Origin of the sequence: Paraglaciecola mesophila, assembly GCF_009906955.1 — a bacterium.
Taxonomy (GTDB): domain Bacteria; phylum Pseudomonadota; class Gammaproteobacteria; order Enterobacterales; family Alteromonadaceae; genus Paraglaciecola; species Paraglaciecola mesophila_A.
In genome coordinates, this window is record NZ_CP047656.1 from 208,188 (window position 1) to 229,552 (window position 21,365).

The following is a 21,365-nucleotide window of genomic DNA, read 5'->3' on the forward strand; positions in this document are numbered from 1 at the left end:
AGTAATAGTGATAAATCAAATAAGGAAGTTACTCAATTCACTACAATATCATATTGATAAAAATATCAACGACACGCTTTACCAAAATTAAGAATTTCTTCACAGCAAGTGGAGCTTTTTTGAATACAACATCTTGCGTTGGTCACAAAGGCACAACTATTACATCTTACTTACCGTTGTATTGGCATGTTTATTAGTAGTTAATTTAATATGTTGGAAAGATGAATTAACTCCGTTGGTATTAAAGTTCTTCCCAAACTGGACAAAACTTAACGAGTGGCAAGGTGGTTTCCTAGGCGGACAGTTAACTATTGTTGGTGTAGTTTATCCCCTAGTAATTGGTTTAATTGGTGTCTTGTTTCAAAACAAATCAGCTAAAAAAACACTGCTCCCAATTTACCAAATGTACTCAGGATTTATGTTTGCTGGCTTGAGCGGACTTTTCTTATCAATTTTTATTATTGCGGGCTATTTCTTTAGTGCAACAATGGATGCCTCTACATACCTCGCTATTTGCGTCACGACTGCACTATGGTTGACATTTAATGTTTTGCTAACTAGCTGGTTTTTTGCTTCTACCTTCTTGATGTTGGATGAAAGCAAAAGAGATAGGTTGGTTGTTCGTTTCACTATACATGAATTGTGTGAAACAGATATTAGAAATCGAATGCACAACCTTTTATTACAAAATACAGTACACAACCGTGTATTGGCAAATCCAGAAGAAGAGATTTTAAAGGTAAGTACCTATAAATTTTCGGACGATAAATTCAAGGAAATAACCAAATATTCAGAGGAGGAAATTTACGCTTCTAATGTTTACTTCTCTATCATAAGTATCGTTATTCGCTACTACATTATCAAATTCAAAATACTACTTTCGATAAACAGCAAAGTATGGGGGAAGTGGTTAGTTTCAAAAGAAGTTTTTAGTTGGATGTACATAGATCCTGACGTAGAGCGAGAGTTTGTAGTTCAACCTATGTGGGCAATAAAGAATAAGCCGAGACTTATAGTTGTCAGATACTCCGGGTTTGAAATTGGTTGGATATCAAAACTACTATTAAAAACAAGCTTTAGAACCAAGAAAACAAGCCAAGAGCATGATAATAGCTTGACTTCCATGATGCTTGGCTTTGTTGGTTCAGCTAATGATGCTATTCGAGAAAAAAATGTAGGTGAGTTTAAAAATGCTATTGAAAACATTGTTAATTGGCATGTTGAGATAGCCTCTGCTCTAAGCTTTTTAAACGTTAATGGTGAAGAAGACAATTGGTTATTGTTACCAACCGCCAGCTTTTTTAGTCGAAGTTATCTTGATGAGATTTTGACTGAATATTACCGTCTTGCAAAAGCATCTGTTGAGTTAATCCCCGAAAATATAGAGTTTTATGACGAAATAATCTATTTGCATAAACGAATTTTTTTGAAGCGAGATCGACTGGTTGAACGTGAAGGGTTTTCGTTAATCCAAGGAAATTACTTTACTTGGTCATTATTAATGGAATGGCGTTCATATAGTTCAATGTCATCAGATCTCCGCATCGCCAATAAGTATGAAGATGTACTTTTTGATTTTGTTGGTTCATGGGAATCTTGGTTGGATTATATTGAGCCTAGAACTACTCGGCTAAATGACATGCAAAAGTCGTTGCCACTATTTATCAATCATCTAGAGTTTACAGCACATACTGTAATATCGGCACTAAGGTTCAATAATATTGAAGCTGCTGGTTGGGGGGTAGATATGCTAAATAATTGGTATGAAAAGCTATCTATTCGAGATCATAGCCAAGGATTAGAGGAGTATAGATGGCACTCTGAACTTGTCAGTCATGACATGTTGCTTAAAGATTCTGGAGAGAAAATTTGGATAACGGCATTGAATGACAGCGAATTTCTTCTTCAGCCTGCTTTCAATATTGCCATGAATAATGCCTCTTTTGATCTTCGAGTAATTACAGCTTGCTACGTTTTATTAAAGCCGGATTTAAATGGGAATGAGCAAATAAAACAGTATATTAAAGCGTTACTTTCATGCACTCCAATTCATCCAACCGGAGCGATTGGTGGCAGAGTAAAGTCGGTGTCCAATGCTAGTAATATCATTGGCGCTTATATTCGTCACAGAGATTATAGTAATTATGGTGAAGGAGCTTATGGAGCATGGCTTTCAAAAGTTTTAGATTCTTTCGGAAGAGTTAATGAACAGCGGAGAGTTTCTGGGCGTATCTATTCAGGCTGGGGGAGAAATGATCCACATAGTATGAATAGAGCTTATGTAGAAATTGCAGTATCACTTTCTATTAATCAATGGCAGCTAGAACAGAAATGGTACGATATTATTTTTTCTGACGCTTTCCGCCACCAAGATCAAGAATCACTTGTTCGCGATTTACAAGATTGGATTAGGCTTTCTGAAGATATTGAAGAGCCAGTTCTGACTACTGAAGAAAATTTACGTACTAATGTAAGCAACTTTAAAAACTCTATTCAGCAAGTAATTGACAGAATCAATCAACGACAAAATGCGCTTGTTGCTCAGGCTGAAATTGACGAAGAGTTATTGACCAGATTTGGATTGACCTGTTCTCAGGCTATTTTTGGAGATGCGAAAGATTCAGAGTTCCCAATAAACTTGTTTAGTTCTGCAAGTTTTAACGGCAATACTGATGAAAGCAATTTATTTAAAATTAACATCCAAAAGTATCTAAAAGAGAAAGTAGCTAAAAATATTGAAACGAACAGAGCAATTAATGAAGAGGATTGGTTGAGGCAATCCACTAAAGACAATGTTCGAGTCAAAATTTTGAAAAAGGTTTTATGGTACAAAAATACTGATGAAAAAGTATACTCAAGTGCTGAAAATAATATCCTTGATTTGGCTGAATTAGCCAAAGATATAAATAATCCTGTTTTGTTTTCAGGAAACATGGATTTAAACCGTTTTCTCCGTGAAGCTCGACATAGACATGAGCTTGCCGATAAGTTTGATATTTCCTTTATTGATGGTTTTGGCAAGAATTACATTTGTCATGTTGGCAATGTAATAGTGTTTAGCCTTCGCTTTTCTGATGTGAATTTCAGTTTACTTACGACTAAGGATATATTCGAATCAATAGAGTTTGGCAAAGTAGCTGATAGACAGTTTGTTGAAGTTAAATACGAAGCAAGTGAAGATGATAATAATGTAGGAGTGTTATCGTTAAATTACTGGATGAATATAAAACTTGTAGAGGGTTTACCTTGTATAAAAACAGAAGTAAAAAACAAGAGTGAAGAATAAGTATTTTGGCTATAAATTATATAGCTTGTAGGTGTTGAAGGTACATGGTGCATTTAAAATAAATGGTTCCTAGTTCGTACTAATTTATATGCAGGCACGATACTATGATCCAGTAATTGGGCGGTTTTATTCTAATGATCCTGTAGATGCGATGGGTCATATGGGGTGCGGCAATCCAGTTCATGGATTTGGTCGCTATACTTACGCGAATAATAATCCATATAAGTACGAAGATCCTGATGGTAAAGCTTGTTTACTATTTAGAGGCGCTGTTAAAGCTGCTGAGACATATCATAAATTAAGTAAAGTCGAAAAAGCGACTACAGCAATAGGGGTTAAAGCCACAGCAGTAAGCGTAAATGAGTTAGCAAGTACAAGTGATGCAAACTTTAAACAGGCAGGGAAAACCTTCGATGCAGGAGTAAAGAAAATGGAAGCTATTCAGACATTTATTGATGGAAATGGAAGTGTCTCTGATATGACTCAGGCTGCTGGTGAAGTGATTGGTCAAAATCAAAACTTGGTAGAAACAAGTGCTAATATGGCTGAGGCTGTTCACAATACTTTTGCAACCCCAGTACCCAAAAGTATTAAAGATTTATCTGGCTCAAGTAAGGCAACTGCTGTAGTCGAGGTAGTAAATAGTCAAGATAAAGAAGAAAATTAAGCATGCTTAACAATAGAAAGAAAAAGTTTGCCTTTGCATCGTTGTTATTGGTTTTAGTTGCCGCAGTCTTGTTGGCAACTAATGCCAAACAATACATAGCTCGGACATTTTTTATTGTTAAAAGCTTAAGTCAATATGGACTAACTATTGAGGCTAAGGACGTTACTGTAGAGGTACAGCGACCTTTTATAATTATTGGCAGTAAAAACGGCAAATATGCTGTGGCAAAGTACTATGATTTTAGCGGGAATAAGATTCTTGTCGAACAAATTAAAGACAATCAAAATAAGGTTTCAAGCCTTATTGAAATAGGTGTATTGACTGAATTTTCTTCATTCAATGAGTGCTTTGTTTATGAATATTCTGCTGAAATAGAAAATGTTGCAGACTTAATGTTCCTTCATAAAAGTAGTATGGTGAAGGGTTCAATTTGGCAAGGGGATAATCCAATTAGTCCTAAGGAAGCTTGTAAAATTTTGAAAGTACCTTAGCGATTTCACCAATTTTTGAATCCAAAGCCTTGCACTCTCAGGGCTTTTGTTGTTTTCCATTATTTCAGATTCATAGATTAAGCTATACTCTTAACTTACTGTATTAATTATATTTTATTGATTGTTACTATGATTGGTCGTGCCGAAAAATGTATATGCAGGCAAGATACTATGATCCAATGCAGGTAGGCCTTTTCTGTTTTCAAACTGTAATGCTTAGTTCGTAAAACCACTCTAATAGATTCTATAAATGGCGAGCGGGACATAATATTACCTTTAAATAATACTGTATGTAAAATCAGGTATAATATGGTTTTTTGAAAAATTCCATTATCGCTTCCTATTAAATAAATTTCTTAGGTCTCACTTTGTTTTACAGAAATTCTCTAAGTTATTAATTTAATTATGGAAAATATTTTGCTCATGGTTTTTAATAGGAAGCGAAAAAAGTCTCGTTAAAGTCGAGTCGCCCCCGTCAGGCTCCTTTTGTTTTTTAGTTTTGTGGCAGATTTGACTGAATTGAAGTGAATAATAGTCAGTGAAATCATAAGGTAAGCACTAAAAGTGACGAATGAAATAATCAAACCGAGCAGTTGCAAATGCGAAATGCTCGCTAATAAGCGTTATGTTTCAAGGAGGAAAATTGAAAAAATTATTATTTTTATTAATTTCGCTATCAGCAATTTCAGTTTCAGCTTCGGAAAAAGATGTTGCGGCTGAACTTTTCAAAGTACTGAAAATGGAGGAACTTCTTTCTAAAAAAGCAATAAGTTATAAAAAAACAAATGCTTATTGTTCTTTCGAATTCAGATATGTCAGAAGACGAAAGGGCTGAGTTAGAGCAAAAATACACTTTTATTGTAGACAAAATTATTACATTCCTTAGCACTGAAGAAGTGCTAGAGGCTTTCAAACTGAGTTATAGCGAGACGTTCACGGAATCAGAATTACAAGATCTTGTAAACTTTTATTCGTCACCAACTGGTGAGAAATTCCTAAGTCACTCTGGAGCCTTAAACGAAAATTTTATGGACAAAATCAGCCCCAAATTCAATTCATTAATAAATGAGTTTCGACAGGTTGATTAAAAAATGAAACATAACAAGAGACTATGGCGTCAATAGCTAATTTGTAGCCTTTGGCGCTTCCCACATAACCCCGTCTCTGAGCATTGAATTTAAGATAACAACCATCTTTCTAATGCAGGCAATAATAGCCACTTTCTTAGGCTTACCCGCTGCGACTAATCGTTGATAAGTTTCCTTGAATACGGGGTTACTTTGTATTGCTGACATCATCGCCATGTACAAAACGGTTCTGACTTGATGTCTGCCACCTTGGATTTTCCGCAATCCCTTATAGCGCCCACTTTCTCGATTCATGGGAGCCACACCGACTAGTGCAGAGGCTTGTTTGTTAGTCATGTAACCTAACTCTGGCAAGTTACTGATGATGGAGGCGGAGGCTATTTTTCCGATTCCTTTCATGCTCTGTAAGATGCAGTTTTTCGCTTGATAATCAGGGCAAGATTCTATGAGCGCGACGATTTTATTTTCAATTTTGGTTATCTGATTTTTAAAGACGGTGAGAATAGGTTTGATGGTCATAACGAGTTCTTTTGGTAGAATTTGCAGGCGGTTTTTTTCCATCGTTTGCATGACGAGCAATTGATTTCGTCTCGCAACTAAATCACTCATAGCCTGCATGGTATCTGGTTTTAGTTGAGATAATTTAGGCTGAATAGCCTCACCGTAATGCGCAATCAGTTGAGCATCTAGTTTGTCTGTTTTAGCCCGCTGACCTATCGCCCCAGCAAAGCGTTTAATGTGAATAGGATTGGCAACAACGAAGGGGAAATTAGCATTTGCACATGCGATAATAAATGGCATTTCTAAACGGCCTGTTGCTTCAATAATAATGCGCCCAGGTGCGTGTTGTTTGATTATTTTTATGGCTTCTTTAATGCCTTTTTCATCATTCGAAACGGTGAAAAAAATATCGAGAGGGCGGATGTAAATATCTAATTGAAACTTGCCCGTATCGACACCCACGTTAACGCTTTGATTTGTTTTTGTATTCATAATAAGCTAACTCTTGCTTGCATAATGCGGGTTGAGACCCAGTAGACTATTCGAGTGTTTTGCTTGGAGTCCTTTGTGGCGTTCTTTCTTGTTATCGGTCTCTCAACTGAGGAGCCATCAATCAATCGAACTACCACAAAAGAAGGCTTTAGTTGCAGCTAAAGCTTGGGTCTCACTTTACCTCACCCCGACTAAAATCAGGATGATTTACCTGAGTTATTATCCATACAAAACAATCAACAACATTCGCTTTGCTCATTGGGAAAAATCCTCGCTGGCACTTCGTGCCAAAGCACTCGGTTTTTCCCGTTATTGTAAGCGTTAGGTATACAATAGGATTCCGCTAGCCATGAGAGCTTTTTATCTGTTAGTTTTGTTTAGTTTCAACGCGGTTGGAACAACTTGCATGATAAGTGAACAGACTTTCGAAGAATGGAATGAAAAGTACGATTCTATGATCAATGTTGAAATTAAAAAGTCTACGGATGGAGAAAGCTACGCAGTCTTAGCTACATTCCCAAGCACTATAGAGAATAAGCTGCTCTCCTCTGTTTTGTTGTATTTAGGTACAAAGGATCAACCAACTTTTTCTTCGCAATTAGCAATATTTGAGGAAGACGGTAAAAAAGCAGTTTTTTACACTACGAATTTAAAACAAGGGCCGAACGGTTATTTAATCGCGGGCTACGGTTCTGATTGTGGCTTAGATGTGGGGAAGCCTGTTGTATTATCAAAGTAAACCTAACAAGCCAATTCATCGGAAAACCGCTCACTGGCTGCGCCAAAACATTCGTGTTTTCCGCTGCTTGGAGCGTTGAGGCTGTAGAAAAACTCTAATTTAGTTCGTAAAACGTACAGTTATTGCTTCCCACTGATCACGGTTTGTGATCAAATAGGTGTTATCAGTTAGGCAAAAGGAGCCTTGATGATGCCGCGCTTTATCCCACTAAATTACCAACAAAATACAATGGTAGTGCTCAACTATCTCGATCAACTCCAATCCGGTACATTTGAACATGCAATTCATCATTTGATTGATTCTCGGCTGGATTTGTCGGTGTTTTATCCCAAGTACAAAAATGATAATAATGGTCGTCCTGCTTACGACCCAGCTGCACTTCTAAAAATCATCTTGTTTGCTTATTCCAAAGGCATCACATCGAGCCGTGAAATCCAGTGGTGCTGTGAAACCAATATCATTTTTAAAGCATTGAGTTGTGATTCAGTGCCGCACTTCACCACGATAGCCGCATTTGTCAGTGGTCGTAGGGACGAGATTGAATCGGTATTTGAGCAGGTCCTGTTGATATGCCATGAGCAAGGTTTGTTGGGTAATGAGTTGTTTGCAATTGATGGCTGCAAGATGTCTTCTAATGCAGCCAAGGAATGGTCAGGGACCTTTAAAGAGCTAGCAGAAAAACGGGATAAACTTAAACGTCAAATTCGTTATCACATGAACGAAGCAATGACTTGAGCGCGAAGTGATCACAGTCGTGCTTAAAGCTGTTTTATAATAAAAATCCGGGAACCATTTTTAACGTGCAGAGCAGGGCCTGAAGGGCGAAGCTCAGGATGAGCGATGTAAAACCTAGCTGCTTGCGGTAGTCAGGCACTTCTTCTTCATTGAGAAATGGGACAGAGTACATTTTCGAGGTGACGGTCAACATCTTCGAAATGTACTCTGATCCTTGTATTGATTAATCGGTGGTATACAGCTTGTTGGCGGTTAAACTCTGCAGAGTGACTTCTTCACCATTTCGCCATCTTATGGTTGCAGAAGTGATGTGCGTGTCGTTACCTAACCCAAAATGCACAATGTCCATCAAGCTTTGTGAGTGTACTTCACCTGCTGATCCCACCCGTTTTTGATAGGTGTTACCAGAGCGGGTTTCGACGGTAACTGTAGCCGAGTATGGGTCTATGTTTTCTACCGGGCTGTAGTTAACATCAATGAGAAGATAGTTATTCTTGGCTTCGGTTTGATTTTTATATAAGTACCATGCGCCTTCTTCTTCACTGCCGTTAAGTAAATCTACTCGTCCGTCGTTATTAAAATCGAACGCTTGCCCCATATCACCGTGGCCGTTATCAGCTTTGGCAATGGCACCATGGGTCATCAAGGTTTCGAAGCGTCCCTTGCCATTGTTTAATAGCATCAAGTCGGCCACTCTTTCAGCTAAAAAGCCATAACGATATAAGAATAAATCTTGCCAGCCGTCGTTGTTAAAATCTGCTCGCGTTACGCCCCAATGGTTACCGCCAAGAGGAATATTCCAATCTGTGGTGTTCTCCACAAAAAAGTCTTTACGGTTGACCAGCAACACATCCTGCACGTTTCTATTGTTCGGCTTCCAGTCATAATCAACATCTTGAAGGCCGGTAAGTGAAAACGACACCTTCCAATAGATATTTCTATCCCTTACCCATTCTGCTTGCCATTGGTTATTGCCCAAATATCCAATATATAGGCCGTTGATTTTGCGCTCTTCTGGCCAGCCTTTAGCGTCGTTTGGGTTTATAGTGAGTTCAGAGGGGGCAGTGCGCATCTCCATAGGGCGCTGCTCAGGCATAAAGCCTTTCGCATTAATAACGGTTCGCTTTTTGTCTTGCCCTAAGAAAATGGCAAAACCATCGTTATACTGTCGATAGGTAAGATCTAGGTCGGCTAATTTAATCGCATTTTCTGCCGCAAAGGTCACCGCGGTTGTACCAATCTCTCCGTCATCACGTATATCTAGGCGTTTAGTTTTAGGATTAAAGTCGATAGATTTACGGGAGAGTTGATAGTGCGTTTTGCTGCCTGCAAAATACAAATCAAGCAGTCCGTCATTGTTTACATCAATATCAGTAGCAGCGTAATAGCCAGATTTCCCTTGTAGGTGGGTGGGAAGCTTAGTTGCTGTCACATCGGTATAGCTAAAATCGCCGTTACCTTGCCATAATGTAATAGGTGAAAAGACCACGAAGTCATCAATACCATCGTGGTTAAAATCTGTCACTAATACCCGTTCACCTGGGGCGTTTTCTAAGCCCGCGACCCGTTGCTGACTAAAGGTGCCGTTACCATTATTTTTAAAAAAGTATTGCACCGGGCCTTTACTTAAGGGCGTAGGGGCATTAAACAAGGCTACATCTAAATCACCGTCTAAGTCCATATCTACCCAGCGCGGTGAACGCCCCCGCGCAGGGGTAAGTATACCGGCTTGAGGCGATACATTGGTGAAGGTTTGGTCTTCATTTTCAAGTAGAATGTATGAGGTAGGGTTGGTGCCGTTTGCGCCCCCTTGAGCAACTAATATGTCTAAATCGCCGTCATTGTCGTAGTCACCTACAGATGATCCGTGGAAGTCTAGTGGGTAGTCAAATAACCTTTCCAACTTTACGGGGGAATCACCGTTATAGGTCACTAATTGCGTAGGCACATGATTGTGATTATTGAGTACATAGTCATAGTCACCATCAGCGTCAATATCCCCAATGGCGGGGCCGCCATATTTGTAACTCACCTCTGTTTCTAATTGGTACTGCTTCGAGGCGTTCGTAAAGTTAGGGAGCACTAAATCGCTAACGTCTTCAAAATTAACCTTATTAATAACTATATCGTTGCTGCGACGCACAAAGGTTAAGGTGTGTCGTCCTGGTGTTTTAAAATCAACCAGTACATTTAGGTTATGATTACCATTTTTGGGCACATCCAGATTATCTACGAGTACCCGATCACCCTCCATAAGGCTAAGCTGGGCATAGCTGGCGTCTATTTCAACACTAATGTTAAGGCGTTTCACGGTAGCACCTGTCACAAAGTATTCGGTGGTGTAGTTTTCGGTATTTGTTAGCGTTACCGGTTCTTCCATTATTTTAGATAAGCTACTTTGAGCAGTGTATGAGCTTCTGTCCTTCTCAGCTATGTTTCCACAGCCCGCCAGTATTCCCACGAACAGGCTGCCAACCGCAAGTTTCAAGTAACAGGACATTTTAGTTCTACGCAACATATTAGGTTCCAAGGTTTATATATATAAGAGTCTAAATCGCTATATCATGTTTACCATGTAATTGTTAACATTTAAACTTATTGTTAACAATTATAGTTAATTTTTATTCTTTTTTAATACCTGCGTAACGGGCGTATGTTAGTGGGTTAATCTTGATACTAAGGGGAAGACAGTAATGAATATGCTGAATAAAACGGCTTACACATTGGTGATCGCTGCTGTGGCTGTTGTCTCGGTTCCATTTAATAGTGAGGCAGTTGATGACAAATTCGATGTAGATGAGGTTAGCCCATTATCGCCTTCTTTTACTGCGTTTAAAGATACAACGCCGGAGGGAATGGTGTGGCAAAAAGTCGATGTACTTTCTGATGAATTTAACCATCAATGGGATGACACTAAATGGAAAAGATCTAACTGGAATTACTCAGACACACCCGTGAATATGGTGGATTCCAATTCAGGCGTAAAGAACGGCTACCTTTGGATAAAAGCGAGCTTAGATGCCTCTACGGAAGAACGCTGGTTTAAAACTTCTCGGGTGCATTCAAAAGCAAAAATTACGTTTCCAATGTACACGGAAACCCGTTTAAAAGTCGCGCATATTCCCGCTTACAACACATTTTGGTTAAACAACGGTGATGCTAATGACCGAGATGAAATTGATATTATCGAAATTAATTCTAAGCCAGCGTGTGGGGTGAATGATGAATATCCTTGGCAAATGAATTCGCAATACTTTATCGTGAAAGAAGGGGAAACTGAGCGCAATAAAAGCCCTTGGAGCACGAAGCACTTGTCTGATGGGAATACCCGCAAAGGTGTTGCCTGGAACGAGGATTATCACGTTTTTGGCGCATGGTGGAAAGACGACCACACGGTACAATTTTATCTCAACGGTGAGCCGGCTGGCAAAGTCGTTAGTCATCAGCCATTTACCCTCGAGCAAGAGCTAATTTGGGATCTTTGGACGCAAGATAGCCCTTGGGTATGCGGCTTGCCAGAAAAAGAAGAATTATTAGATCATAAACACAATACGATGAAGGTTGACTGGGTAAGAACATGGAAGTTAGTGTCAAAATAATTCATCGCTAAACAAACGTGCACACCCAAGCAAAAATCTTTGGTGTGTGCTTGCGTTTAATCCCAAACCCAAATACAAACCTTAAAGCATGGCTAGTTAACAAACGTATTCGCGGCTTTATACTATGCCTATGGTATGGATCTGATACGTCAGCAGGAAAAAGTCAGACGCTATTAACGCACTTAAAAAAAGCCGTTGAACTAGCCCCTGAAAACGTGCATTAAGTCTATTTTTATTGTTTTAATCTTAGACAGTGTTAGGCAAACGAATACCATCGTTTGCCGTTTTATATGCCATTAAGTTAACACGCTTTTTTACTCTTGGTTAAATCTCTTTGGGTACAGGGTTCGGTTAAATTCTCTGGCTGCATCTACCAGTTGTGGGTACGGAATATCGGTAACTGATACAAACCCCACGTTGTAATTTTCGCCATCAAAGGCTCTGCCTGTAAGAGGTGAGTCTACATACTGGAACCAATGCGCCCCCACCATGTTTGGGTGATCAACCACTGACTGCATATATTGCTGATACATCTTAGCCCTATCTTCTTGATCAGCCGCGGCCACCAAACCAGGGTGATACAAACCAGAATCTGTGTTTGTTCCTATATGAAATTCACCGATGATACTTGGCAAATCTAAGTCTTTAATAAAACCCCACTGAGAAGGCTGTACACCTTCTTTGTAGATATTAAAGCTCAATACATCGCTGTAGCGTACGGCTGCACTTATGGTTTCATCTGGCATTCCCCAGCTTGCCATGCGCGCACCCATATATAGATGATTAGGCAATGCTGTTTCGAGCGCGCTGTGTACGACCTTAAAATACTGCTCTGAGAGCATTTCAAGCATCATCGATAAGTCTTGTTCAAAAGAGGGGGTTTCCTGCGTGGGCGTATATGCGTCAGCTAAATCCTGCCATTGGGTAAATGAGGTTTGCCAGCTGTCATTAAGTTTATTTATAGAAGCGTATTTTTGTTTTAATGCGTCAACAAAGGCCGCTTTTGCAGGGCTTTGAAGAATAGGTTTTGACAAGGCATCAAGGATGAGACCGTAACGTTGCTCTAGTGTACCTTCTCTGCGCCCCCAGCTTTTTTCATTGTCAACGAACACACCAATGCACCAAGGCGACGATTGTATTTCCTCCGCTATTTTTTCAATGGTTACGTTTGCGCGGCGCTCAAACTCAGGGTCAAATGAATCTGGCATTGAATCCCATATATCATGTTTGGAACTTAATTTTTTAAAATCGCCAATGATCCAGCCATTGGCAAAATAGGGCACTTGCTGGTTAGAGTAGAAAGCTGGGTCTACCCAATTGCCCATAGAGGTAAAGCCCCAGTCTTGAAACCTGTCTAGGGTGACTTGCTGCCATTTTTCTTCGTAGGCATGAGGGGTGGCTTCGCCATACCTGCGTTCTAAATTCGCGCGATAAAAGCTAAAGGTTTCGCCTGACGTTAACGGGCCCTTATGAACAGATCGTCGATAGCTATAATGGTCGGCTAATTCATCATCATAATCAGGAAGCCAAGTGAACATTTCATGTCGTACATCAGAGGCAATAAAGCGGGTGTTCCTTACCTCATCAGACACGTTAACAATCCCCATAGAGTCTTCTGGGGTAACGGCTTCAGGGTCCACATAGCGTACCGATTCATCTTTGAAATCAACCCCTGTAAGGGTAGTTAAGTTGGCCATTCGCACATTTGCTAAACCGTTCGAAAAGAACAGGTAGCCATCAGGGTCTACCAACCACCATTTGCCATTCATTTTATGGGTGCGAAAATATCCAGTGGCGTCTAATTGAGGGCCATTTTTCCAGCCACCAAACCGTGTACGGTCGGGTAAAGGGCCAGAGGCATCTAACCTGCTAAGCTCAGCGTTTGCCTTTGCTTTTAGCTCAGTATCGGAGTGAACTTTAAGCGGGAAGCCATGCTTTGCAATTTGACCAAATTTATCGACGATATTTTTCCGATAATCATTGTTGTATTCAGGGTTTCCTCGCAGCCTAAGATTATCCACCATAAGGCGCTTGCTTACCAAGTTACCTCGAGTAAAAAGGCGCAGCGCATTAACCGAGCTTATGTCAGGTGTAATGGTGCCTATGCGAAAATGCGCCATTTGTTCTTCGCTCTGCCAGGCCTCCATTCGGGAGTGTTTGTAGCCAAGGTCAGTATCTAGCACCTTGCCTTTTAGAATAAAATAGTAAGTAGATTCGGAATTTGCCGGAATAATAACGCTGTGGCTGGCTTGGTCGCCGTTTTCGGCCGTTATACCAACATAAAGCTGAATAGACTCTTCTTCAGGGTTTATCACATCAAACGCTAAGTTAATTTCATCATGCATGCTCCAATCCCAGTTTTCCGCTGGAATAAGCTTAACGGCCGCTTCAGCCACGTCGCCTTCAAATTTAATCTGTAAGGCGTTTCCTGATCCTGAAGCGAGACGGCGTACTTTGGCCGTCGCATTTTTCGTTTCAACCTTTCCTTTTATGGGCGACTCAAAGTTATAGAGTTCTGTAATCACTTTTGGGGAGGAGGGATTTGGCTCCGTAGTATTGCTCGACGTATTGCACGCACTTAATCCTAAGCAGGCTAATGCTATTGCGCCAGACAAAGTATGAATTTTCATTTGTTGCTCCTTTACTTATTGTTAATAGTAAAATGTTAACAATAAGTAAAGCAGAATTTAATGTTTATAGCAATTGGAAAGGTGAGGGATGGACCATGTTGGAGCCAAGGGATAAACGCTTGGCTCCTTGTATTTTCGCATTACACTCATATGTTTAATAAAGGTGCTGCGGTTAATAAGGATCGCGGGGTTTCAGCTTAATAATTTTGGAATAGTCAACAATGCTGTTTTCTTCTTTCCAGCGCGCGCTCATAGCACGCAGCTTCTCCACAAGCTTTGGATGAGATTTCGCAATATTATTTGTTTCTGCTGGATCAACGCTCAAGTCATAGAGTTCATGAGCAATGCCTGGCGCTTCTAGGGTTTGCAGATACCAACCCGGCTCTATCAGAAGCTTCCATCGGCCTTGGTAAACAACGCTTTGCTGTCCTTTGTCATTAAAATAAATCGCCTCTGGTGCAGTTTGCTCTTCGCCCTTTAGGGTGGTGTACACACTACGGCCATCGAGCTCTCTAGGTTTTGTTCCGTGGAACTTTTCCGGGAAGGGGGTTTGAGTGATATCAAGCAGGGTGGGCACGACATCACCTACCCAAACTAAGTTATCAGAAATAGAATTGGCGGGAATAACCCCAGGCCAACTGGCAATGGCATGTGTACGGGCGCCGCCTTCCCATAACAGCGCTTTTACGCCACGGTATGGCACATTCATTAGCCCGTTAGTATGGGCGGCTGCACCATTGTCAGAGAAATACAACACTAGGGTATTGTCATATTCTCCAGATGCTTTCAACTGGCTAATAATTTTGCCTACGTTTTGATCTATCTTTTCCATCATAGCCCCGTGCACGGCTGCTACTAAACGTAGCTCTTCAAGCTGCTGTTCGGTTAGCCCATTAAGTAATTGCTTAACACTTGTCGTGTCTGCATCTTTAGGAAACAAGCCTGATGCCACTAGGCCTTTATTCCTCTCATCAAGCAGTGATGGTAAATCTTGGTAACGCGCTAAGTATTTTTCCACCAATTCTGTTGGGGCTTGCAGTGGTTTATGCGGTGCTCTAAAGGCGGCGTATAGAAAGAAGGGGGAAGGTTGTTTCGCCGCGTCTTTGATCATATCTACGGCGCGATCTGTCATCCCATCGGTGGCGTAAAAAGCCTTGCCAGACTTACCATGGCACGCCCCGTAACGTCTTTTTTCCGCGGAGCTTTTTGTATAGCAGTACATGTCATAGTTATCTGCGTATTCTAAGGTCGCTTTTTCATTGCCTTCGTAATAGGGGTGGTTGTCTTCAGGCGTATAGAATAAATTACCTTGGGCCCCAGCAAATACGAAACTTTTCTGAAAACCGCGTTGGGGCGGTAGGGCAAGGTAATCGAGCTCCATTTCTTCAGGGGTTAACGTCATTGCGGTATGGGTTTTCTTCCAAAGTGGGGCTAGTTTTTCTGGATCTTTCTTTATGTAGCTACCGCCAAGGTGCCACTTACCTGACATCATGGTTTGATAGCCATTACTTGCCAATAACTCAGATATCAGAGGTTGCTCGTAGGATATGCGCCCTCGGTGAGCGGGAAATGGCAGTTCGCGGCCCCAATCGCCTACCACGCCACCTCCAAAGCCTACATGAGCCGCATCAACGCCTGTTAATAGGGATGCTCTGGTGGGGCTGCACCTTGCGTTGCTGTAAAATTGGCTAAAACGCATGCCGTTTTGGGCTAATTTATCGAGGTTAGGGGTATCTATTTCACCACCAAATGCACCAATATCTGAATACCCCGCGTCATCAGATAAAATCACCACGATATTGGGGCGCGTATCTTTGGCCAGAACGCTTGTTGAAAATATGAGCAGCACTGCGAAGGCTGTTTTTAACGTAAAATTATTCATAAGCTTACTTTCCTAACTATGGTGACGTTATCGTGCGCAATTATCACGGTTATAATCGCTCAGATGAGTCCGCTGGACGCCAAGTTCTTATCCAGTCATAGCGTGTGGTGCGTTCTTCTTGAGTACCAGTAACCACCATGCCGCCATCGTCAGGTACCGGGTTCCAGTCGTAAGTTTCAATGGCCATTTGATAGAACGCAGGCACATCCCAGTCAACACTCGGCTCAATGGAATAAACGTATTTTCCATCTAAATAAAAGCGTACTTCCTTCTCTGATTTCCACCACGCAGCGTACACAAAGTAGCGCTCGTGATTTTGTTCAGGTAGGTACTCAAAGCCTTGAATTTGTACTTTGTGTGGATTGTGTTGATTTACTCGATGAATGGCGTTGGAGTGAAAGATGCGATCCCAATTTTTTGCCCATTCGGTGGCGTAGGGCGACATTTTCCCTACGCATTCTTGTATATCCAATTCGAGCTTTTTAACACCGTCTGACTTGGTCATAAGCCAAAATGTTGAAGACATTTCAGTGGCATTCGCTTTCATGCGTGCTTCGTAGTACCAACCCGGCTGCCCTGCTTCAAGAGAGCGTACAATGGCACCTTGGTATTTGTACTCGCGTCCTTTTAGGTAAGTCGTTTCTTCAAGCGGGCTAACTTCTACATTCATTGAACCACCGGTTACGCTAACGTTTTCAGCTTTAAATAACCCAGGGGGCCGGCCAATCCACATCCAGCCGTTTCCAACAGGATCTATCTGCCATTTATTCAAATCAATTTCACTACCGTTGAATTCATCCGACATAGATGCCACCGGAATCCAATCTAGGGCTTCTATTTGCGGCGCGTGGCCCGGTACTGAGAAAGGCGCGATAACAGGTAAACTTTCATCAAGTTTATTGGCCGTGGTCGGAGGCGAACAGGCCATAAGTGCGCTAAGAGCTGCATTTGTCAACAGTGCGACGATTATTTTATTTACGAAGGGAACCCGCTTCGTTTCTTTAGCAAAATGTAGTTGCCTATGATGCATGTTGAACCGTTCCTTGAGGGTCGAGTGACTTAATTGTTTGAAATTGTGATACACAGTTATCAAAAAAGGCTTTCATGTTGGCTTTGGATTGATGGAACTGCTGGATTTTGTATTGATCTTGATAGAAAGACGCGGGAAAAATGCCCATACCGGTTAAAATGGCGTGCCAAGAAAGTGAAGGGTAATACTGACTAATGTTTTGTCTTTGCAGTTCGTTATCAAGATCGCCACCTTGGCTCCACACCTCAAGAATACCTCGCAATGAATCGGAAATGGCGAGATCACCGCGGCAGTCTTTCCAGTACTGGGTATCGCTACGGTTGTTGGCTAAGTAATGCAATAACACATAATCGCGGATATGGTCGAACGCGGCATTGATCCCGTTATTCACATTCTCTTGATATTGCGCAGTAAAATGCCCTTTCTCAAAGTGGGCGATAAACTGCTCTATGGTCACCAGCGTCATTTGTAGCCCCGTTGCTTCAAGAGGTTCAATAAAACCTTGTGAGAGGCCCACCGCCAAACAGTTGCGCTCCCAGTGTTTTTGATTACGCCCCACTTTCATCTTAACGTGATGGGCGGGTACGGATTTGTTAACACTCCGTATGGATTGTCTTAATTGATGCTCAGCTTCATCAGCTGAAAGATGGGCACTGCTGTATACGTATCCATTGCCAGTGCGATGGGCTAGGGGAATCTTCCAGCGCCAGCCGCAGGGCATGGCGGCTGACAAGGTTTGCGGGCAGTAGGGGGTTTCTGCAGTACTTGGAATGGCAACGGCGGCATCATTAAGCAATGAGTTACTATAACTACTGAAAGGCACTTTTAACGCTTTTTGCATCAACAACGAACGAAAACCACTGCAATCCACAAAGAAGTCGGCCTCAACACGCTGGTTAGAGTGAGTATGCAAGGCCGCTATATCGCCGTTCGGGTGTTTCTCCACCTTATCAACATTACCGGATAGATAATTGACGCCAGCATCAATGGCACGCTTTTTAAGAAAGTCACCTAATAATTTGGCATCGAAATGATAGGCGTAAAAGGCTTGATGGGAAAAATGGTCGTGAGGTAATGGGAGTTTGTGATTTTCGGTTAAACGAGCCATTAAAAAGTAGTCGTCTGGATGCACATGAATGTGCAGCCCTTTTCGTCTTAACCCTACATGCTGTTTAAACACGTTAAAGTGGGTGGCATCTAGCTGGGTGGCAAAGGGGTGAAAGTAGCTTTTAAAACCGGGTTTGGTTGTCCAATCAGTAAACCTAATGCCATTTTTATAGGTGGCGTGGCATTGTGGCATCCATTCACTTTCTGAGATGTCCATTTTCTCAAAGAAACGACGTATATAAGGCGTGGAACCTTCACCGACACCCACGGTAGGAACGTCGGGTGACTCCATCAACGTAATAGAAATGCCGCGTTTATTCCATGCTTTAGCTAACAAGTTGGCAGTCATCCAACCGGCCGTACCACCGCCTAAGATCAGTATGTTAAACGTTTTGGCCATGTGAGATGACTCCCAACTCCCTAAAATTTAATAAACAAGCGCTAATACTATTTCGTAAAAAGCGGACTAACGTAATTTAAAATATCATTGGAATAGAATTTACTAAGTGAAATACCTTAAAGAGAGAGTAAGAGCCCCATTAGATAGGGGCTCCTACCGTCACCAGCGATTACTTCGGCACAGGGTACATCGAGATATTATCTATTTGTAGCTCATCCCCAGGACGAACATACAGCGCGGGCTGCACGGTGGCTGAGGCCCAGTCGTAGTTAACATCACTGTTAATGTTGCCACCGAAATAGCGGCTATCAGAGATTGTATCTATGTGCATGTAGTAGGTTGTCCACTCTGTAGGGCTACGCTTTGCAAAGTCGACACGTTTAGTGAAGTTGTTGCCACCCACTTCGAAAATACCGAACTCGATAGGTATCGCACCTGTTTCACTGGTGTAAGAAGGGGTCCTCATATCAAACTGGATGATATAGCGCATACCATTCTTAATAGCACCTTGAGGGAAGAAACTCGGATCTAACTCTATACGCTGTGCTTCACTCGTGTTGTTGGTAATTTGCAGACCATAGTCTGCGCCGCTGGGGTTCGACGCACGGTTGGCCTCCAAGGTGACTTCTAAACTTGCGCCGCCGGTAATGCTCCATCCTTGTGAAGAAGGGCTTAGAAAGCGGCCGTTGGAAATCAACTGACGTTGTTGGCTGCCGCTATTTACTTTAACGATAGCGAAGTCATCGAGTTGGGTATTTTGGTTCATCAACAATGAAAAACTAATTTGCTCTTCGGCGCTGGGATCAAAGTAATCCGATGCACGCAAAGTAGCGGTCCGCTCTACCCAATTGTTCGTTACGCCTAGTGCCGATTGGAATGTTAGGTTTTCTACTGCGTTATTACGGTCAAACGTATCGCCAATATTTAACAAACCGTTGAGCGTACCCCAAGGAGCAGCAGCAACTTTTGCGTAAAAACTGATATAGAACAGGTCGTTTTCATTAAGCTGATTTTGTTGAATACCGGTTGTGCCCAAGGTGGTAAACATTCCATCTTGCATACTACTAAGACTGTAGTCTCCTGAGTGCTGCTCGGCATCGGTTACGATCAAGTTCTCCTCAGTGGCTGATGAGGCCGGGTCGAGTTGAAACTTCCAAGCACTCGTATCTAGTGAGCCTGTCTCGAAGCCTGGGTCGCTTGCCGCGCCTCTAGCCGCTAGGTTAGCATTTACCCCTTTCAGCGTGATGTCTACACGGCGTTCTTCTGAAGTCATATCACCGTCGGTAATTTGATAAGTATAAGAGAATACCTTTGTTTCATCTGGTGCTAAATACGTAAAATGATAGGGGTCCACAGTCATTCGGCTCTCGCCAAAGAACACACCATATTCCTGCACAGTAACGCCAACAGGTTTTATCCCAATAACTGACATTTCATCGCCGTCTAGCTCAATGACACCTTCTAACAGGTTAATGCTAGTCGCGTCGCCAGTTGTTTCGATGGTTTTCTCAATACCGTCGAAAAATATAGGCGCGTTTTCTTCATCTGCGCCTATCACGGTGACCGTGATTTCTCTAGAGACCACGTTGTTACCATCTGTTATATCAAAACTGACAACAACATCGACCACTTCACCGGCGCTAAGTACCTCGGCAAACACAGAAGCATTAACAGTTAAGTCGGCTCCAGTCATTATCCCGGTAATAGGATCTACACGGCGAACAAAAGAGGCAAACCCGTCCGGTACTTCCATACCATTTGACGCTGTTACCGTGAAATTGGCGATGTTAAGGTTTTCTTTTACATATAAGTTATTGATTGAGCTGTAAAAATTTGCCACATCTCCAATTTCTCTTTGCCAAGCTAATGCATCATAGATATCTTGATCATAAAGGCCGACAGTCATATCGATGTTGGTTAAACCTGCTTTTTCTGAAACCAAAAGTGAAGGTGGCTCGATGGGTATTTGGTTTCCTTCAGAATCTAAACGCGGCGTACCGTCCGCATTGGATTCTATAAAGGAAGGCGCTTGATCTTCGCCATTAACAATAGCGACAACTTGGCGTCGTAGCGTATTTTCACCGTCGGTAACTTCATAATTAAACCCAAGTTGTGCAGTTTGCCCAGTCAATAGTATCGGCGCAAAGTTGCGGGGAGTGACGCGTAACCTATCTTCTAAAAATTCAAACCCAAAAATAGCTTGGTCTACCACGGGCAGGTTTTGATATTCACGGATTTCCGCCGCAATTTCGGGTGTTACGGTTGCCCCTGATTCTACTCCAAACTCGGCAAGGATAGGGTCGCAAACGTCTGGAAAGTTTACGGCATCAACCGTGGTATTTGCACAGTTAGGGCCAGGCCATATAAAGGTTACATTCTTGACTGATAAGGTATCACCATCAGGGTCAGTAACCCCTGCCAGCAAATCTATATCAAAGAAGTCTACTGTTGCGTTGGCATCAGATGGGTCTGTAAATGAATTTTCGGATTCATTAAAGCTTACTTCCCATCGTACAACTTCTTCATTTTCGGACGTCACGACCATAGCTTGGCCACGGTCAGTGTTTAAGGCTTCAACATTTAACTGAGGTGCACGATTTGCGCCGTTCGCACCTGCATTATTTGAACTGCTGTCGTTGTCACCGCCGCAGCCGGTTAAAGCTGCTGCAATAGAGAGCGCAAGAAGCGCCGGTAGTTGTCTTTTCATTATCGGTACTC

15 protein-coding genes are annotated in these 21,365 nt (G+C 41.9%); 8 read left to right on the top strand and 7 right to left on the bottom strand.

Features of this window, described 5'->3' with window-relative positions; genetic code table 11:
* Window positions 1-133 precede the first annotated feature (133 nt).
* The 5 genes from FX988_RS00900 to FX988_RS21860 all read left to right on the top strand — a co-directional run bounded on the left by FX988_RS00900 (window position 134) and on the right by FX988_RS21860 (window position 5,532).
* On the top strand, window positions 134-3,286 hold the full coding sequence (locus tag FX988_RS00900; RefSeq protein ID WP_201751618.1) for a hypothetical protein: 3,153 nt from the start codon (window positions 134-136) through the stop codon (window positions 3,284-3,286).
* Window positions 3,287-3,374: 88 nt separating this feature from the next.
* Window positions 3,375-3,953 (top strand): RHS repeat-associated core domain-containing protein, encoded by a 579-nt coding sequence (locus tag FX988_RS21720; protein WP_254700686.1) that lies wholly within the window; start codon window positions 3,375-3,377, stop codon window positions 3,951-3,953.
* 2 nt (window positions 3,954-3,955) lie between these two features.
* Window positions 3,956-4,444 (top strand): hypothetical protein, encoded by a 489-nt coding sequence (locus FX988_RS00910; RefSeq protein WP_160177910.1) that lies wholly within the window; start codon window positions 3,956-3,958, stop codon window positions 4,442-4,444.
* A gap of 643 nt (window positions 4,445-5,087) precedes the next feature.
* A complete protein-coding gene (locus FX988_RS00915) occupies window positions 5,088-5,279 on the top strand; it encodes a hypothetical protein (RefSeq protein ID WP_160177911.1) in 192 nt (63 codons plus the stop codon).
* Window positions 5,257-5,532: a DUF2059 domain-containing protein gene (locus tag FX988_RS21860; RefSeq protein ID WP_160177912.1), complete on the top strand. Its 276-nt coding sequence runs from the start codon at window positions 5,257-5,259 to the stop codon at window positions 5,530-5,532. Before FX988_RS00915 ends, FX988_RS21860 begins: the two co-directional genes overlap by 23 nt.
* 36 nt (window positions 5,533-5,568) lie before the next feature.
* Here FX988_RS21860 and FX988_RS00925 read toward each other — a convergent pair whose 3' ends face one another.
* Window positions 5,569-6,525 (bottom strand): IS110 family transposase, encoded by a 957-nt coding sequence (locus FX988_RS00925; RefSeq protein ID WP_160177913.1) that lies wholly within the window; start codon window positions 6,523-6,525, stop codon window positions 5,569-5,571.
* Between the two features lie 406 nt (window positions 6,526-6,931).
* Between FX988_RS00925 and FX988_RS00930 the strand changes: the two genes are divergently transcribed.
* Both FX988_RS00930 and FX988_RS00935 read left to right on the top strand, forming a co-directional pair.
* Entirely contained in the window at window positions 6,932-7,264 is a 333-nt protein-coding gene (locus tag FX988_RS00930) for a hypothetical protein (protein ID WP_160177914.1), read from the top strand.
* Window positions 7,265-7,450: 186 nt separating this feature from the next.
* A complete protein-coding gene (locus FX988_RS00935; RefSeq protein ID WP_254700687.1) occupies window positions 7,451-7,999 on the top strand; it encodes a transposase in 549 nt (182 codons plus the stop codon).
* Between the two features lie 223 nt (window positions 8,000-8,222).
* On the opposite strand, the gene FX988_RS00940 is transcribed toward FX988_RS00935, so the two are convergent.
* The gene (locus FX988_RS00940; protein WP_412761938.1) at window positions 8,223-10,253 is read right to left on the bottom strand and encodes a CRTAC1 family protein; all 2,031 of its coding nucleotides are present in this window, start codon (window positions 10,251-10,253) and stop codon (window positions 8,223-8,225) included.
* A gap of 439 nt (window positions 10,254-10,692) precedes the next feature.
* Between FX988_RS00940 and FX988_RS00945 the strand changes: the two genes are divergently transcribed.
* Window positions 10,693-11,598 carry a family 16 glycosylhydrolase gene (locus FX988_RS00945; RefSeq protein WP_160177915.1) on the top strand — a complete coding sequence of 302 codons (906 nt, stop codon included), beginning with the start codon at window positions 10,693-10,695 and terminating at the stop codon, window positions 11,596-11,598.
* Window positions 11,599-11,912: 314 nt separating this feature from the next.
* On the opposite strand, the gene FX988_RS00950 is transcribed toward FX988_RS00945, so the two are convergent.
* The 5 genes from FX988_RS00950 to FX988_RS00970 all read right to left on the bottom strand — a co-directional run bounded on the left by FX988_RS00950 (window position 11,913) and on the right by FX988_RS00970 (window position 21,354).
* The gene (locus FX988_RS00950) at window positions 11,913-14,228 is read right to left on the bottom strand and encodes an agarase (protein ID WP_160177916.1); all 2,316 of its coding nucleotides are present in this window, start codon (window positions 14,226-14,228) and stop codon (window positions 11,913-11,915) included.
* A 172-nt stretch (window positions 14,229-14,400) separates the two neighbouring features.
* A complete protein-coding gene (locus FX988_RS00955; protein ID WP_160177917.1) occupies window positions 14,401-16,110 on the bottom strand; it encodes a sulfatase-like hydrolase/transferase in 1,710 nt (569 codons plus the stop codon).
* A gap of 49 nt (window positions 16,111-16,159) precedes the next feature.
* Entirely contained in the window at window positions 16,160-17,140 is a 981-nt protein-coding gene (locus FX988_RS00960) for a glycosyl hydrolase (RefSeq protein WP_160177918.1), read from the bottom strand.
* On the bottom strand, window positions 17,130-18,647 hold the full coding sequence (locus FX988_RS00965; RefSeq protein WP_160177919.1) for a tryptophan halogenase family protein: 1,518 nt from the start codon (window positions 18,645-18,647) through the stop codon (window positions 17,130-17,132). Before FX988_RS00965 ends, FX988_RS00960 begins: the two co-directional genes overlap by 11 nt.
* Before the next feature lie 169 nt (window positions 18,648-18,816).
* Window positions 18,817-21,354, bottom strand: a complete 2,538-nt coding sequence (locus FX988_RS00970; RefSeq protein ID WP_160177920.1) for a hypothetical protein — start codon at window positions 21,352-21,354, stop codon at window positions 18,817-18,819.
* Window positions 21,355-21,365 lie beyond the last annotated feature (11 nt).

Bases quoted from the DNA above. Each gene is read 5' to 3' on its own strand.
- FX988_RS21720 (WP_254700686.1), top strand. From the start codon at position 3,375: ATGCAGGCACGATACTATGATCCAGTAATTGGGCGGTTTTATTCTAAT.
- FX988_RS00910 (WP_160177910.1), top strand. From the start codon at position 3,956: ATGCTTAACAATAGAAAGAAAAAGTTTGCCTTTGCATCGTTGTTATTG.
- FX988_RS21860 (WP_160177912.1), top strand. From the start codon at position 5,257: ATGTCAGAAGACGAAAGGGCTGAGTTAGAGCAAAAATACACTTTTATT.
- FX988_RS00925 (WP_160177913.1), bottom strand. From the start codon at position 6,525: ATGAATACAAAAACAAATCAAAGCGTTAACGTGGGTGTCGATACGGGC.
- FX988_RS00930 (WP_160177914.1), top strand. From the start codon at position 6,932: ATGATAAGTGAACAGACTTTCGAAGAATGGAATGAAAAGTACGATTCT.
- FX988_RS00935 (WP_254700687.1), top strand. From the start codon at position 7,451: ATGATGCCGCGCTTTATCCCACTAAATTACCAACAAAATACAATGGTA.
- FX988_RS00940 (WP_412761938.1), bottom strand. From the start codon at position 10,253: ATGGAGGGTGATCGGGTACTCGTAGATAATCTGGATGTGCCCAAAAAT.
- FX988_RS00945 (WP_160177915.1), top strand. From the start codon at position 10,693: ATGAATATGCTGAATAAAACGGCTTACACATTGGTGATCGCTGCTGTG.
- FX988_RS00950 (WP_160177916.1), bottom strand. From the start codon at position 14,228: ATGAAAATTCATACTTTGTCTGGCGCAATAGCATTAGCCTGCTTAGGA.
- FX988_RS00955 (WP_160177917.1), bottom strand. From the start codon at position 16,110: ATGAATAATTTTACGTTAAAAACAGCCTTCGCAGTGCTGCTCATATTT.
- FX988_RS00960 (WP_160177918.1), bottom strand. From the start codon at position 17,140: ATGCATCATAGGCAACTACATTTTGCTAAAGAAACGAAGCGGGTTCCC.
- FX988_RS00965 (WP_160177919.1), bottom strand. From the start codon at position 18,647: ATGGCCAAAACGTTTAACATACTGATCTTAGGCGGTGGTACGGCCGGT.
- FX988_RS00970 (WP_160177920.1), bottom strand. From the start codon at position 21,354: ATGAAAAGACAACTACCGGCGCTTCTTGCGCTCTCTATTGCAGCAGCT.